This is a genomic window from Aestuariibaculum marinum (assembly GCF_014596975.1).
Classification (GTDB): Bacteria; Bacteroidota; Bacteroidia; order Flavobacteriales; family Flavobacteriaceae; genus Aestuariibaculum; species Aestuariibaculum marinum.
On the sequence record NZ_JACVXD010000004.1, the window covers coordinates 241268 to 257023 of the forward strand.

Here is a 15756-nt window from a genome sequence, read left to right on the forward strand (position 1 = left end):
TTTTAAATTTTTTAGTTGTTAATTATAAATTACTTTCTATATTTGCACCCCGAAATGCTAAAAGAGAGGAGGTTAAGACCTATGTTAATAATACCAATTAAAGAAGGAGAAAATATAGATAGAGCGCTGAAGCGTTTTAAGAGAAAGTTCGACAGAACCGGAACTAAACGTCAGTTGCAAACACGTAAGCAATTTACTAAGCCTTCAGTTGAGCGTAGAGCGCAAATTCAAAAAGCACAGTATGTTCAAACATTAAGAGATGCAGAAGATATCTAGTAGATTCTATATCATACATAAAAACCCGCTTATTTAAGCGGGTTTTTTTTGCGCTAAACTTTTAAACCCAAATAAACTTTGTACATTTAGCTTAACCCAGTAAAAAATGAGTGTTATGCCCTTTAAGTCTTTTGTTGATTATCTGTTATTAGAAAAACATTATTCGGCATTAACGGTAAAAGCTTATCAAGGTGATTTAAGTGAGTTTTTAGAATTTGTAAATACTAAGTATCAAACAAAATCTATAGAAGATGTTAATTATGCGCAGATTAGAACCTGGATTGTTGTTTTGGTGGAAAACGGATTATCTAATCGCAGTGTCAACCGAAAAATATCATCTTTAAATACCTATTATAAATTTCTTTTAAAAACCGAATCGATATCTGTAAATCCGTTAGCGAAACACAAAGCGTTAAAAACAAAGAAAACGGTACAAGTACCTTTCTCTGAAAATGAAATAAATCAGGTGCTTGATGCATTTAATTTCGACGATAGTTTTGAAGGTATTCGAGATAAGCTAATTATAGAATTGTTTTATTCTACCGGCATACGACGTATTGAGTTGGTTGAATTAAAGTTAAATAGTGTTAACTTAAATAGTAAAACGTTAAAAGTATTAGGTAAAAGAAATAAAGAACGGATACTCCCGTTATTAGGTTCAGTATTAAAAACCATGCACCAGTATTTAGAAGAGCGAAACAGGCTCGGTATTATCGTAGATCAAGAAAATCTTTTTTTAACAAAAAAAGGTGCTAAAATATACGAAACGCTTGTTTACAGAATAATAAATGATTATTTTAGTAAAGCATCTTCTAAGGTAAAAAAGAGTCCTCATATACTCAGGCATTCTTTCGCAACACATTTACTAAATCAAGGTGCCGATTTAAATGCTGTTAAAGAGCTTCTTGGGCACACAAGTTTGGCTGCCACTCAGGTATATACGCATAATAGTATAGCAGAGTTAAAAAAAGTGCATGTTAATACACATCCCAGAAGTAAAAAATAGTATAGAATATTGTTTAACCAAAAAAACTAAGTAGTATGAAAGTAAACACGCAATCCGTTAATTTTAGTGCAGATAGAAAATTAATAGATTTTATCCAAAAACGAATGGATAAATTGGATTTGTTTTATGACAAAGTCATTCAATCTGATGTGTTTTTAAAAGTTGAAAATACGAGTGATAAGGAGAATAAAATATTTGAAGTGAGGTTAAGTGTTCCAGGTGATAGTTTTGTTGTTAAAAAACAATGCAAAACCTTCGAGGAAGGAGCAGATACAGCTGCAGCATCGTTAGAAAGACAACTAAAAAAGCGAAAAGAGAAATTAAGAGCACATTTATAAAAATATTTTTCAAAAAATGTTTTGAATAAAGAAATTTATATATACATTTGCAGTCCGTTAGAAATAGCGGACTTTTTTTGTGTGAAAAAAAGGTGAAAACAAGCCGATATAGCTCAGCTGGCTAGAGCAGCTGATTTGTAATCAGCAGGTCGTGGGTTCGAGTCCCTCTATCGGCTCAAGTTCTTTAAAATAAAGTGAAATAAAATAAGGTAAAATTGGGGAGATACTCAAGCGGCCAACGAGGGCAGACTGTAAATCTGCTGACTATGTCTTCGCAGGTTCGAATCCTGCTCTCCCCACAATTTTATTTTACTTCATGAAAAAGATTATTATTAAATAATTGCGGGAGTAGCTCAGTTGGTAGAGCGTCAGCCTTCCAAGCTGAATGTCGCCGGTTCGAACCCGGTCTCCCGCTCTAATATTTAACTGCCGGTGTAGCTCAGGGGTAGAGCGTTTCCTTGGTAAGGAAGAGGTCACGAGTTCAAATCTCGTCATTGGCTCTATAATTGAAGAAGAAAGATTAGAATACACTAATATTATTATATAACTAAGATTAAATTATTTAAAAAACATGGCAAAGGCAACTTTCGATCGTTCAAAACCACACTTAAATATTGGTACAATTGGACACGTAGATCACGGTAAAACAACTTTAACTGCTGCTATTACTAAAGTATTAGCTGATGCAGGTTTATCAGAAGCTAGATCATTTGATCAAATTGACAACGCTCCAGAAGAGAAAGAAAGAGGTATTACTATTAATACATCTCACGTAGAATATTCAACTGCAAAACGTCACTACGCGCACGTTGACTGTCCAGGTCACGCCGATTACGTTAAGAACATGGTAACTGGTGCTGCTCAAATGGATGGTGCTATCTTAGTGGTTGCTGCAACTGATGGTCCTATGCCACAAACTCGTGAGCACATCTTATTAGGCCGTCAAGTAGGTATTCCTCGTATTGTTGTATTCATGAACAAAGTGGATATGGTTGATGATGAGGAGTTATTAGAGTTAGTAGAAATGGAAGTTAGAGATTTATTATCTTTCTATGAGTACGATGGAGATAATGGACCTGTAATCGCTGGTTCTGCATTAGGTGCTTTAAATGGTGAGCAAAAGTGGGTTGATACTGTTATGGCGTTAATGGAAGCTTGTGATGAGTGGATTGAAGAGCCATTACGTGATATGGATAAGCCTTTCTTAATGCCAATCGAAGACGTATTCTCTATTACTGGTCGTGGTACTGTAGCAACAGGACGTATCGAAACTGGTGTTGCTAACACTGGAGATCCTGTAGAGATCGTTGGTATGGGTGCTGAGAAGTTAACTTCTACAATCACTGGTATCGAGATGTTCCGTCAAATATTAGATAGAGGTGAAGCTGGTGATAACGCTGGTATCTTATTAAGAGGTATCGATAAAAACCAAATCTCAAGAGGTATGGTTATCGTTAAGCCAGGATCTGTAACTCCACACGCTAAATTCAAAGCTGAGGTTTATATCCTTAAGAAAGAAGAAGGTGGACGTCACACTCCATTCCACAACAACTACCGTCCACAGTTCTACGTACGTACAACTGACGTAACTGGTAACATTTCTTTACCAGAAGGAGTTGAGATGGTTATGCCAGGAGACAACTTAACTATCACTGTTGAATTAATCAACACAATTGCAATGAACGTAGGTTTACGTTTCGCAATTCGTGAAGGTGGTAGAACTGTAGGTGCTGGTCAGGTAACTGAGATTTTAGACTAATATAGTTTAGATAGATAAATAAGTTTAGGTATTCTTAGTAATACGAATACCTAAACTATCTACGGGTTTAGCTCAGTTGGTAGAGCACTGGTCTCCAAAACCAGGTGTCGGGAGTTCGAGTCTCTCAACCCGTGCAATAAGGAACTTAATTTTAGGTTCCTTTCAATAAATAAGGATGTAACGGTTTTAGGAGGCTTTTTTAACGAAGCGAAATACTAAAATGTAATCTGTTGATAAAATATAAATAAATGGCTGGAATTGTAAATTACGTAAAAGAATCATTTAGCGAACTTAAAAACAATGTAAGTTGGCCAACTTGGGCAGAAGCACAAAGTTTAACTGTTTTAGTGGCTGTGTTCTCTATCGTATTTTCTTTAGCAATTTGGGGAATTGATACGGTATTCAGTAAATTTATGGCTTTTTATTTTCAACTGATTAACTAACACGGGAAAACTAGAATTTTATGTCTGAAGTGAGTGAAAAAAAATGGTACGTTGTTAGAGCCGTAAGTGGTCAGGAAAATAAAATCAAGACCTACATCGAGAATGAAATAGCTCGATTAGGAATGCAGGATTATGTTGATCAGGTGTTAGTTCCAACAGAGCGTGTTGTTCAAATAAGAAATGGAAAAAAGACGCATAAAGAAAAAGTGTTTTTTCCGGGTTACATTATGATTCAAGCCAACCTAACAGGAGAAGTGCCGCACATTATAAGATCGGTTACTAACGTAATTGGATTTTTAGGTGAAACTAAAGGTGGTGACCCTGTGCCGTTAAGACAATCTGAAGTTAACAGAATGTTAGGTAAGGTTGATGAGTTAGCAGTTGAAGAAACAGCGAATGTAGCCATTCCTTTTACAAAAGGAGAAACAGTAAAAGTTATCGATGGACCATTCAACGGGTTTGATGGAACTATCGAGAAGATAAATGAAGAAAAGCGTAAGCTTGAAGTTATGGTGAAAATATTTGGAAGAAAGACACCATTAGAGTTAAGCTATATGCAGGTTGAAAAAGTATAATAATTGTTACACTATATAAAGGATAAGCTTTTTGCTTCCAACTAGAAGTTTATCACACTAAATTATTAAAAATGGCAAAAGAATTAAGTAAAGTAGTTAAGTTACAAGTTCGGGGAGGTGCTGCGAATCCGTCGCCACCGGTTGGACCCGCTTTAGGTGCTGCTGGGGTTAACATCATGGAGTTCTGTAAGCAATTTAATGCTAGAACTCAGGATAAAGCTGGTAAAGTTTTACCTGTTGTTATCTCGGTTTATAAAGACAAGTCTTTCGACTTTGTTATTAAAACTCCTCCAGCTGCAGTACAATTATTAGAAGCGGCCAAAATTAAAAAAGGTTCAGGAGAGCCTAACCGAAAAAAAGTAGCTAAAGTTTCATGGGATCAAATCAAAACTATAGCAGAAGATAAAATGCAAGATTTAAATGCATTTACAATCGAATCTGCTATGAAAATGGTTGCTGGAACAGCAAGATCAATGGGTATCACTGTAACAGGTCAATTCCCATCTTAATCTTTAAAAACATTAGAAAATGGCAAGATTAACAAGAAAGCAAAAAGAAGCTTTAGCAAAGATTGAAAAAGGGAGAGTTTACTCTCTTAACGAAGCATCAGAGTTAGTAAAAGAAATTACTAATACAAAATTTGACGCTTCAGTTGATATCGCTGTACGTTTAGGAGTTGATCCACGTAAAGCAAACCAGATGGTAAGAGGGGTGGTTTCATTACCTCACGGAACTGGTAAGGATATGAAAGTATTAGCATTAGTAACTCCAGATAAAGAAGCAGAAGCTAAAGAAGCTGGAGCAGATTACGTAGGTTTAGACGAGTACCTTGATAAAATCAAGAGCGGATGGACTGACGTAGATGTAATCATTACTATGCCAAGTGTTATGGGTAAATTAGGTCCTTTAGGACGTGTATTAGGTCCTCGTGGTTTAATGCCTAACCCAAAAACTGGTACAGTAACTATGGACATCGCTAAGGCTGTAACAGAAGTAAAAGCTGGTAAAATTGACTTTAAAGTTGATAAAACTGGTATCGTTCACGCGGCAATCGGTAAGGCATCTTTTAGTGCTGATAAAATTGCTGGTAACGCAAATGAATTAATTCAAACATTAATAAAACTTAAGCCAACAACTGCAAAAGGTACTTACGTAAAGAGTATTTTCCTTTCTAGTACAATGAGTCCTAGTGTTGCTGTTGATCCTAAAGTTGGTTAATTAGTTAAATACTTTTATTATGACAAGAGAAGAAAAATCACAAGTAATTGAGGAGTTAACTTTAGAATTAGCCAATAACGCAAATATCTATATTACAGATATTTCAGGACTAAACGCAGGTACTACCTCAGATTTACGCCGTGCTGCTTTTAAAGCAGACATTAAGATGGCAGTTGTAAAAAACACATTACTTGAAAAAGCAATGGAGGCATCAGATAAGGAATTTGAAGATCTTCCAACAGTTTTAAAAGGGAATACTACAGTAATGTATTCTGAAACAGGTAATGCGCCAGCTAAGTTAATTAAAAACTTCCGTAAAAAATCTGAAAAACCTTTATTAAAAGGAGCATTTATTGAGGAAGCAGTATATATCGGTGATAACCAATTAGACGCGTTAGTTGACATCAAGTCTAAAGAGGAGTTATTAGGAGAGATTGTTGGATTATTACAATCGCCTGCTAAGAACGTTGTTTCAGCACTTAAATCAGGTGGTGGAAAAATCGCGGGTATCATTAAAACACTATCTGAAAAAGAAGGATAGTATTAGCAGAGTACGCACTATATTACAATTATATTAAAATTAAAATTTATTAAAAACGATAGAAAATGGCAGATTTAAAAGATTTCGCAGAACAATTAGTTAACTTAACAGTAAAAGAAGTAAACGAGTTAGCTACTATATTAAAAGATGAGTATGGTATCGAGCCTGCTGCTGCTGCTGCAGTTGCTGTAGCTGGTCCTGCTGCTGGTGGAGACGCTGAAGAAGCTCAAACTGAGTTTGACGTTGTATTAAAAGCAGCTGGTGGATCTAAATTAGCAGTTGTAAAATTAGTTAAAGAATTAACTGGTTTAGGATTAAAAGAAGCTAAAGAATTAGTTGACGGAGCTCCAAGTAACATTAAAGAAGGAGTATCTAAAGACGAAGCTGAAGCATTAAAAGCATCTTTAGAAGAAGCAGGAGCTGAGGTTGAGCTTAAATAAGCTTAGCTTTTACAAATTATAAAGGTTTAGGTCTGGAGGTTACCTTCAAGACCTAAACCATTTTGCGTATATAATATTTACATACGCCACAACTATTTTTTTTTAATCATAATTCCGTCCATTGATGTTGTCAACACAAGCTGAAAGATTAAATTTCTCGTCTATTATCAATAGAACAGAATACCCGGATTTCTTGGATATTCAGATAAAATCCTTCCAGGATTTTTTCCAGTTAGAAACTAAATCGGAAGAAAGAGGTGATGAAGGTTTATATAACACCTTCATGGAAAACTTTCCAATTACAGATTCACGTAATCAATTTGTTTTAGAATTTTTAGATTACTTCGTAGATCCACCAAGATACGCTATAGATGAGTGTATAGAAAGAGGACTTACTTACAGCGTTCCGCTTAAAGCCAGATTAAAGTTATATTGTACAGACCCTGAACACGAGGATTTCGAAACTATTGTTCAAGATGTGTACTTAGGAACGATTCCTTACATGACCCCTAGTGGTACTTTCGTAATAAATGGTGCAGAGCGTGTTGTAGTATCTCAATTACACCGTTCACCTGGTGTATTCTTCGGACAGTCTTTCCATGCTAATGGAACCAAGTTGTACTCAGCGAGAGTAATTCCATTTAAAGGATCTTGGATTGAGTTTGCTACCGATATTAACCAGGTAATGTATGCGTACATTGATAGAAAGAAAAAGTTACCTGTAACAACATTATTTAGAGCTATTGGTTTCGAACGCGATAAAGATATCTTAGAGATATTCGATCTTGCTGAAGAAATTAAAGTATCTAAAACTGGATTAAAGAAATACCAAGGAAGAAAACTTGCAGCACGTGTACTTAACACATGGCACGAGGATTTTGTTGATGAGGATACAGGAGAGGTAGTATCAATTGAGCGTAACGAGATTATTCTTGATCGTGATACTATTTTAGACAAAGACAATATAGAAGAAATTCTTGATGCAGACGTAAAAACCATTCTGTTACACAAAGAAACATCAGAGCAAGGGGATTACGCCATCATTCACAATACATTACAAAAAGATCCAACAAACTCTGAAAAAGAGGCTGTTGAACATATCTATAGACAATTACGTAATGCTGAGCCGCCAGATGAGGAAACAGCACGTGGTATTATAGATAAATTATTCTTTAGTGACCAACGTTATTCTTTAGGGGAAGTAGGTCGTTACAGAATGAACAAAAAATTAGGTCTTGATATCGAAATGGATAAGCAGGTGCTTACTAAAGAAGATATCATTACCATTATTAAATATTTAATCGAGCTTATCAACTCTAAAGCTGAGATTGATGATATTGATCACTTATCTAACCGTCGTGTACGTACAGTAGGTGAGCAATTATCACAACAGTTTGGTGTTGGTTTAGCCCGTATGGCACGTACTATTCGTGAGCGTATGAACGTTCGTGATAACGAGGTGTTTACACCAATCGACTTGATTAATGCTAAAACATTATCGTCGGTAATTAACTCGTTCTTTGGTACGAACCAGTTATCTCAGTTTATGGATCAAACCAATCCATTAGCCGAGATTACTCACAAGCGCCGTCTATCGGCTCTTGGACCTGGAGGTCTTTCACGTGAGAGAGCAGGTTTCGAGGTTCGTGACGTTCACTATACACACTATGGTCGTTTATGTCCGATTGAAACGCCTGAGGGACCAAATATTGGATTAATATCATCGTTATCTGTTTACGCGAAGGTAAACTCAATGGGATTCATTGAAACGCCTTACCGCCCTGTTGAAAATGGAACAGTTGATATTAAAAACGATCCTATTTACTTAAGTGCAGAAGAGGAAGAAGGTAAATTAATTGCACAGGCTACTGTAAAAGTAAATGATGATGGTAAAATATTACACGATAAGGTAATTGCTCGTATGGAGGGTGATTTCCCGGTAATTGAGCCAGATAATATTCACTATACAGACGTTGCGCCTAACCAGATTTCATCTATTTCGGCTTCATTAATTCCGTTCTTAGAGCATGATGATGCCAACCGTGCGTTGATGGGATCGAACATGATGCGTCAGGCAGTACCATTATTATTGCCACAGTCTCCAATCGTAGGAACTGGTTTAGAGCGTCAGGTAGCAACAGATTCTCGTGTATTAATTAATGCAGAAGGAACTGGAGAAGTACTTTATGTAGATGCAAATGAGATTCAAATTAGATACGATCGTACTGAAGATGAAGCTAAAGTTAGTTTCGACAGTGATGTTAAGACGTATCAATTAGTAAAATATAGAAAAACCAACCAAGGAACTTCTATCAACCTTAAACCTATTGTAGTTAAAGGTGATGTTGTAAAGAAAGGTCAAGTTTTATGTGAAGGTTATGCGACACAAAAAGGAGAGCTTGCTTTAGGTAGAAACATGAAGGTTGCCTTCATGCCTTGGAAAGGTTATAACTTTGAGGATGCGATTGTAATTTCTGAAAAAGTTGTTCGTGAAGATATCTTTACATCGGTACATATCGATGAGTATTCTTTAGAAGTTAGAGATACGAAATTGGGTAACGAAGAGTTAACTAACGATATTCCTAACGTTTCTGAAGAAGCAACTAAAGATCTTGATGAAAACGGAATGATTCGCGTAGGTGCTGAAGTGAAACCTGGCGACATCTTAATTGGTAAGATTACTCCAAAAGGAGAAAGCGATCCAACTCCGGAAGAGAAATTATTAAGAGCGATCTTCGGTGATAAAGCCGGTGATGTTAAAGATGCATCATTAAAAGCATCGCCATCATTAAATGGTGTTGTTATCGATAAGAAATTATTCTCAAGAGCCGTTAAAGATAAACGTAAACGTGCTCAGGATAAAGATGATATCATCGCATTAGAAGGTATTTACGATAGAAAATTCGACGAATTAAAAGAAGTTTTAATCGAGAAATTATTCAACATCGTAAATGGTAAAACTGCACAAGGTATTTATAATGATTTAGGTGAAGAAGTATTACCAAAAGGTAAGAAGTTCACGCTTAAAATGTTAAATGCTGTTGATGATTATGCACACTTAGTGTCTGGTAAATGGACCACTGACGATCATACAAATCAACTTGTTGCAGATTTAATTCACAACTACAAGATTAAAGAAAACGACTTACAAGGATCGTTAAGACGTGAGAAGTTTACAATCTCTGTAGGAGACGAGTTACCATCAGGTATTATTAAATTAGCAAAAGTTTATATTGCTAAGAAACGTAAACTTAAAGTAGGTGATAAGATGGCAGGACGTCACGGTAACAAAGGTATTGTTGCTCGTATCGTTCGTGAAGAAGATATGCCATTCTTAGAAGACGGAACGCCAGTAGATATCGTTCTTAACCCACTTGGTGTACCTTCTCGTATGAATATTGGTCAGATATACGAAACTGTACTTGGTTGGGCAGGTCAAAAATTAGGTCGTAAGTTCGCTACTCCTATTTTCGACGGTGCAACTATCGACCAGATTAATGGTCTTACAGACGAAGCAGGTATCCCACGATACGGTCATACTTACCTTTATGATGGAGGTACTGGAGATCGTTTTGACCAGCCAGCAACCGTAGGTGTTATCTACATGCTTAAGTTAGGTCACATGGTAGACGATAAGATGCACGCACGTTCTATTGGTCCTTACTCATTAATTACACAACAACCATTAGGAGGTAAAGCTCAGTTTGGTGGTCAGCGTTTTGGTGAGATGGAGGTTTGGGCACTTGAAGCATATGGTGCATCAAGTACTTTAAGAGAGATCTTAACTGTAAAATCTGATGATGTAATTGGTAGAGCCAAAACTTACGAAGCAATCGTAAAAGGTGAACCAATGCCAGATCCTGGATTACCAGAATCTTTCAACGTATTAATGCACGAATTGAAAGGTCTAGGATTAGACATTAGATTAGAGGAATAATATACAGCATACCGCTTAAAGTAATTTAAGCGGTATGCTAAAAGTTTACAAATAATTCGATAGCACCATATATTATGGCAAGAAAACAAGATAAGAATACAGTAAAGAGATTTAACCAGATCTCAATTGGTTTAGCGTCACCAGAGTCTATTTTAGCAGAGTCTAGAGGTGAGGTTTTAAAACCGGAAACTATCAATTATCGAACTCATAAACCAGAAAGAGATGGTTTATTCTGTGAGCGTATCTTTGGTCCTGTAAAGGATTACGAGTGTGCTTGTGGTAAATATAAAAGAATTCGCTACAAAGGGATCGTTTGTGACCGTTGTGGTGTTGAAGTAACAGAAAAGAAAGTACGTCGTGATAGAGTTGGACACATCAACTTAGTTGTGCCAATCGCTCACATTTGGTATTTCCGTTCGTTACCAAATAAAATAGGTTATTTATTAGGGTTACCGTCTAAGAAATTAGATATGATTATTTACTACGAACGTTACGTAGTAATTCAGCCAGGTATCGCTAAAAATGAAGAAGGTGAGCCATTACAAAAAATGGACTTCTTAACAGAAGAAGAATACTTAAACATTCTAGAGAGCCTTCCGCAGGATAACCAGTATTTAGATGATTCAGATCCAAACAAATTCTTAGCTAAAATGGGAGCTGAGTGTTTGATTGAATTATTAGCTAGAATTGATTTAGAATCATTATCATACGAATTACGTCATAAAGCGAATACAGAAACGTCTAAACAACGTAAAACTGAAGCTTTAAAACGTTTACAAGTTGTAGAATCGTTACGTGAGTCTAACAATAACAGAGAGAACCGTCCGGAATGGATGATTATGAAAGTAATCCCTGTTATTCCACCAGAATTACGTCCGTTAGTGCCATTAGATGGTGGTCGTTTCGCAACGTCAGATTTAAATGATTTATACCGTCGTGTAATTATTCGTAACAACCGTCTTAAGAGATTAGTTGAGATTAAAGCACCTGAGGTAATTTTACGTAACGAAAAACGTATGTTACAGGAATCTGTAGATTCGTTATTCGATAACACACGTAAATCTTCAGCGGTAAAAACAGATTCTAACAGACCGTTAAAATCATTATCAGATTCATTAAAAGGTAAACAAGGGCGTTTCCGTCAAAACTTACTTGGTAAACGTGTCGATTATTCAGCACGTTCGGTAATTGTTGTTGGACCTGAGTTAAAACTTTATGAGTGTGGTTTACCAAAAAATATGGCGGCCGAGCTTTACAAGCCTTTCGTAATTAGAAAATTAATAGAAAGAGGTATTGTAAAAACTGTTAAGTCTGCTAAGAAAATTATAGACAAAAAAGAGCCTGTGGTTTGGGATATCTTGGAAAACGTTCTTAAAGGACATCCAGTATTACTAAACCGTGCTCCTACGTTACACCGTTTGGGTATTCAAGCGTTCCAACCTAAGTTAATCGAGGGTAAAGCGATTCAATTACACCCATTAGTGTGTACGGCGTTTAACGCGGATTTCGATGGTGACCAGATGGCGGTTCACTTACCATTAGGCCCAGAAGCTATTTTGGAGTGTCAAATGTTAATGTTGGCTTCTCATAATATCTTAAATCCAGCGAACGGTTCACCGGTAACAGTACCTTCTCAGGACATGGTACTTGGTCTTTATTATATGACTAAGCACCGTAAGTCTACTCCAGAAGTGCCAATTAAAGGTGAAGGTTTAACATTCTACGCACCAGAGGAGGTAGAAATTGCTTTCAACGAAAAACGTGTAGACTTAAATGCCGGTATTAAAGTTAGAACATTAGATATTAACGAAGATGGTAAGTTAGCTCCAACAATTATAGAAACAACTGTTGGTCGTGTATTATTTAACCAACACGTGCCTCAGGCCGCTGGTTATATAAACCAAGTACTTACTAAAAAATCGTTAAGAGATATTATTGGACAAATTCTTAAATATACTTCAGTTCCTGAAACCGCAGATTTCTTAGATGCGATTAGAACTTTAGGATTTAAGTTTGCATTCCAAGGTGGTCTGTCATTCAGTTTAGGTGATATTATTATCCCTGCTGAAAAACAAGGTATGATTGATAAAGCTAACGGATTAGTTGAAGGTATTACAGGTAACTATAACATGGGACTTATTACCAACAACGAGCGTTACAACCAGGTAATTGATATCTGGACATCGACCAACGCAGAGTTAACCGAGTTGTCTATGAAGCGTATTCGTGAAGATCAACAAGGGTTTAACTCGGTATTCATGATGCTTGATTCAGGGGCGCGTGGTTCGAAAGAGCAGATTCGTCAGTTAACAGGTATGCGTGGATTAATGGCGAAACCGAAAAAATCGAATGCTGGTGGTGGAGAAATTATTGAAAACCCGATTCTTTCGAACTTTAAGGAAGGTCTTTCAATTTTAGAATACTTTATCTCTACGCACGGTGCTCGTAAGGGTCTTGCCGATACCGCTCTTAAAACGGCGGATGCTGGTTACTTAACACGTCGTTTAGTAGACGTTTCTCAAGATGTTATCATCAACTCGGAAGATTGTGGTACATTAAGAGGTGTTGAAGTAGAACCATTAAAGAAAAATGATGAAGTTGTTGAAACTTTAGCAGAACGTATTGTTGGTCGTGTATCATTAAACGATGTATACAACCCATTAACTGACGAGTTACTAGTTAGCGCTGGTGAGTTAATAGAAGACCACATTGCAAAAGCTATAGGAGAAACACCTTTAGAAAAAATAGAAGTACGTTCTCCATTAAGTTGTGAGGCTTTACAAGGTATCTGTGCTAAGTGTTACGGTCGTAACCTGGCAACAGGTAAAATGGTACAACGTGGTGAAGCCGTTGGTGTTGTTGCGGCACAATCAATCGGTGAGCCGGGTACACAGTTAACACTTCGTACGTTCCACGTAGGAGGTATTGCTGGTAACATTTCAGAGGAGAACAAATTAATAGTTAAGTTTGACGGTATTGCAGAAATCGAAGACTTAAAAACTGTTAAGGGTACAGATTCAGAAGGTAACGAAGTTGATATCGTCATCTCTCGTACGTCTGAAATTAAGTTAATTGATAAGAAAACAGGTATTGCATTAAGTACTAATAACATTCCTTACGGATCTACCTTAATGATCGAAAATGGACAGGAGTTAAGTAAAGGTGATGTGGTTTGTACTTGGGATCCATATAACGGTGTAATTATTTCGGAATTCGCTGGAAAAGTGAGATACGAAAACATCGAGCAAGGTGTAACTTATCAAGTAGAAATCGATGAGCAAACAGGTTTCCAAGAGAAAGTAATCTCAGAATCTAGAAATAAGAAGTTAATTCCAACACTTCATATTGAAGATTCTAAAGGCGAAACCATGCGTTCTTACAACTTACCAGTAGGATCTCACTTAATGATCAATGACGGAGATAAGATTACTGTAGGTAAGGTGTTAGTTAAGATTCCTCGTAAGTCTGCTAAGGCAGGGGATATTACAGGAGGTTTACCACGTGTAACCGAGTTATTCGAGGCACGTAACCCTTCTAACCCGGCAGTAGTTAGTGAGATTGATGGTGTGGTTTCTTTTGGTAAGATTAAACGTGGTAACCGTGAGATTATCGTAGAATCTAAATTAGGAGAGATTAAGAAATACCTAGTTAAATTATCGAATCAAATTCTTGTTCAAGAGAACGATTACGTTAAAGCAGGTATGCCTTTATCAGATGGTTCCGTAACTCCGGAAGATATCTTAAATATTAAAGGACCTTCAGCTGTTCAACAATACTTAGTAAACGAGGTACAAGAGGTATACCGTTTACAAGGGGTGAAGATTAACGATAAACACTTCGAGGTTGTTGTTAGACAGATGATGCGTAAAGTTAGAATCATTGATTCTGGTGATACATTATTCTTAGAAGATCAGTTAGTTCACAAAGCGGACTTCATCCAGGAGAACGACGCAATTTTCGGATTGAAAGTTGTTGAAGAAGCTGGTGATTCTGTTAACCTTAAAGCCGGGCAAATTGTTACTGCTCGTCAGTTAAGAGATGAGAACTCATTGTTAAGAAGAGAAGATAAAGCACTTGTATCGGCTAGAGATGCTAGACCAGCAACCGCTACGCCAATATTACAAGGTATTACTAGAGCATCGCTTCAAACGAAATCATTTATTTCAGCGGCGTCGTTCCAGGAGACAACTAAGGTACTTAACGAAGCAGCAGTGGCTGGTAAAGTTGATAGCTTAGAAGGCTTGAAGGAAAATGTAATTGTAGGACACAGAATACCTGCAGGTACAGGTATGCGTAAATACCAGGACATTATCGTTGGATCTAAAGAAGAGTTTGACGAAATGATGCAAGTAAAGCAAGAATTAAATTATAACTAAATGAGGACTCAGGTTTTATAAGCCGAAGGGAACTAAAACCTGTTAGCCGAATTTATGCTGAGCGCAGTCGAAGCATCAAATAACATAAAAGCCTTCTTGTAGTTAATACTCGAAGGCTTTTTAATTTTAAAAATATATCAAATTATGGCAGACGAAAACGATAAACCAAAACAAGGACAAATAAATATTGAATTGGATGAAAAGGTTGCCGATGGGCAATATTCTAATTTGGCAATCATCAATCATTCGGTATCTGAATTTGTTGTAGATTTTGTAAATATTATGCCGGGTGTTCCGAAGAGCAAGGTTAAATCCAGAATTATTTTAACACCACAGCATGCCAAGCGTTTGCTGAAAGCTTTGGGAGAGAATGTAGCACGATTTGAAAATGCGCATGGTGAAATTAAAGATTACGAACAACCACCAATTCCATTGAATTTCGGACCTACGGGGCAAGCTTAATAAATTATGGATAGTAAATTTATAAGTCATGTCATTCTGAATTTATTTCAGAATCTTATGTTATTTGTTTAAGACATTATCATGTATTTTGATGTTTTGGGCAAACAGTGTTTACTCTTTTTAATATCAAAAACTCGAAATAGTTTTTATAAATAACCACCAATTCCATTGAATTTTGGACCTACAGGTCTAGCATAAATAAAAAAAGTCCCATTGAATAGTTCAATGGGACTTTTTTTGCAGTTTATTGGTTTCAAATTAGGGTCTAAAACCCTGCAATTTCATTGCAGCACTTTAGTGATATAAAAATTATATCTTTATGATATGTCAGAATATCAGCGAAGAGGATCTCATACAGTTAGTCATTTGAGTTGTCATATAGTTT

The 15756-nt window shown here is 36.5% G+C and carries 13 protein-coding genes and 5 tRNA genes; all 18 read left to right on the forward strand.

All coding sequences use genetic code 11. The features are described 5' to 3' along the window. Positions 1–81: 81 nt before the first annotated feature. The 18 genes from rpsU to ICJ85_RS10010 all read left to right on the forward strand — a co-directional run bounded on the left by rpsU (position 82) and on the right by ICJ85_RS10010 (position 15371). Positions 82–276 carry a 30S ribosomal protein S21 gene (gene rpsU / locus ICJ85_RS09925; RefSeq protein WP_188223632.1) on the forward strand — a complete coding sequence of 65 codons (195 nt, stop codon included), beginning with the start codon at positions 82–84 and terminating at the stop codon, positions 274–276. 115 nt (positions 277–391) lie between these two features. Continuing rightward, complete coding sequence (locus ICJ85_RS09930) at positions 392–1282, forward strand: tyrosine-type recombinase/integrase (protein WP_188223633.1); 891 nt, start codon at positions 392–394, stop codon at positions 1280–1282. Positions 1283–1317: 35 nt separating this feature from the next. Beyond that, entirely contained in the window at positions 1318–1620 is a 303-nt protein-coding gene (hpf, locus tag ICJ85_RS09935; RefSeq protein ID WP_188223634.1) for a ribosome hibernation-promoting factor, HPF/YfiA family, read from the forward strand. Positions 1621–1722: 102 nt separating this feature from the next. Continuing rightward, positions 1723–1796, forward strand: a tRNA-Thr gene (locus ICJ85_RS09940). A gap of 41 nt (positions 1797–1837) precedes the next feature. Further along, positions 1838–1919: transfer RNA gene (locus ICJ85_RS09945), tRNA-Tyr, on the forward strand. Positions 1920–1962: 43 nt separating this feature from the next. Then, positions 1963–2035 (forward strand) — tRNA-Gly (locus ICJ85_RS09950). A 13-nt stretch (positions 2036–2048) separates the two neighbouring features. After that, positions 2049–2120: transfer RNA gene (locus tag ICJ85_RS09955), tRNA-Thr, on the forward strand. A gap of 71 nt (positions 2121–2191) precedes the next feature. Then, positions 2192–3379, forward strand: coding sequence for an elongation factor Tu (gene tuf / locus ICJ85_RS09960; RefSeq protein WP_188223635.1), 1188 nt, complete (start codon positions 2192–2194; stop codon positions 3377–3379). Between the two features lie 61 nt (positions 3380–3440). Continuing rightward, positions 3441–3513: transfer RNA gene (locus tag ICJ85_RS09965), tRNA-Trp, on the forward strand. A gap of 114 nt (positions 3514–3627) precedes the next feature. Next, positions 3628–3822: a preprotein translocase subunit SecE gene (gene secE / locus ICJ85_RS09970; protein WP_188223636.1), complete on the forward strand. Its 195-nt coding sequence runs from the start codon at positions 3628–3630 to the stop codon at positions 3820–3822. A gap of 20 nt (positions 3823–3842) precedes the next feature. Beyond that, positions 3843–4397 (forward strand): transcription termination/antitermination protein NusG, encoded by a 555-nt coding sequence (gene nusG / locus ICJ85_RS09975; RefSeq protein WP_188223637.1) that lies wholly within the window; start codon positions 3843–3845, stop codon positions 4395–4397. Between the two features lie 71 nt (positions 4398–4468). Continuing rightward, entirely contained in the window at positions 4469–4906 is a 438-nt protein-coding gene (gene rplK / locus ICJ85_RS09980) for a 50S ribosomal protein L11 (protein ID WP_188223638.1), read from the forward strand. Between the two features lie 19 nt (positions 4907–4925). Further along, positions 4926–5615 (forward strand): 50S ribosomal protein L1, encoded by a 690-nt coding sequence (gene rplA, locus ICJ85_RS09985; RefSeq protein ID WP_188223639.1) that lies wholly within the window; start codon positions 4926–4928, stop codon positions 5613–5615. Between the two features lie 19 nt (positions 5616–5634). Then, positions 5635–6156 (forward strand): 50S ribosomal protein L10, encoded by a 522-nt coding sequence (gene rplJ, locus ICJ85_RS09990; RefSeq protein WP_188223640.1) that lies wholly within the window; start codon positions 5635–5637, stop codon positions 6154–6156. Positions 6157–6221: 65 nt separating this feature from the next. After that, entirely contained in the window at positions 6222–6596 is a 375-nt protein-coding gene (gene rplL, locus ICJ85_RS09995) for a 50S ribosomal protein L7/L12 (protein ID WP_188223641.1), read from the forward strand. A gap of 124 nt (positions 6597–6720) precedes the next feature. Continuing rightward, the gene (gene rpoB, locus ICJ85_RS10000; RefSeq protein WP_188223642.1) at positions 6721–10533 is read left to right on the forward strand and encodes a DNA-directed RNA polymerase subunit beta; all 3813 of its coding nucleotides are present in this window, start codon (positions 6721–6723) and stop codon (positions 10531–10533) included. A gap of 74 nt (positions 10534–10607) precedes the next feature. Continuing rightward, on the forward strand, positions 10608–14909 hold the full coding sequence (gene rpoC, locus ICJ85_RS10005; RefSeq protein WP_188223643.1) for a DNA-directed RNA polymerase subunit beta': 4302 nt from the start codon (positions 10608–10610) through the stop codon (positions 14907–14909). A gap of 144 nt (positions 14910–15053) precedes the next feature. Then, on the forward strand, positions 15054–15371 hold the full coding sequence (locus ICJ85_RS10010; protein ID WP_188223644.1) for a DUF3467 domain-containing protein: 318 nt from the start codon (positions 15054–15056) through the stop codon (positions 15369–15371). Positions 15372–15756: the final 385 nt, after the last annotated feature.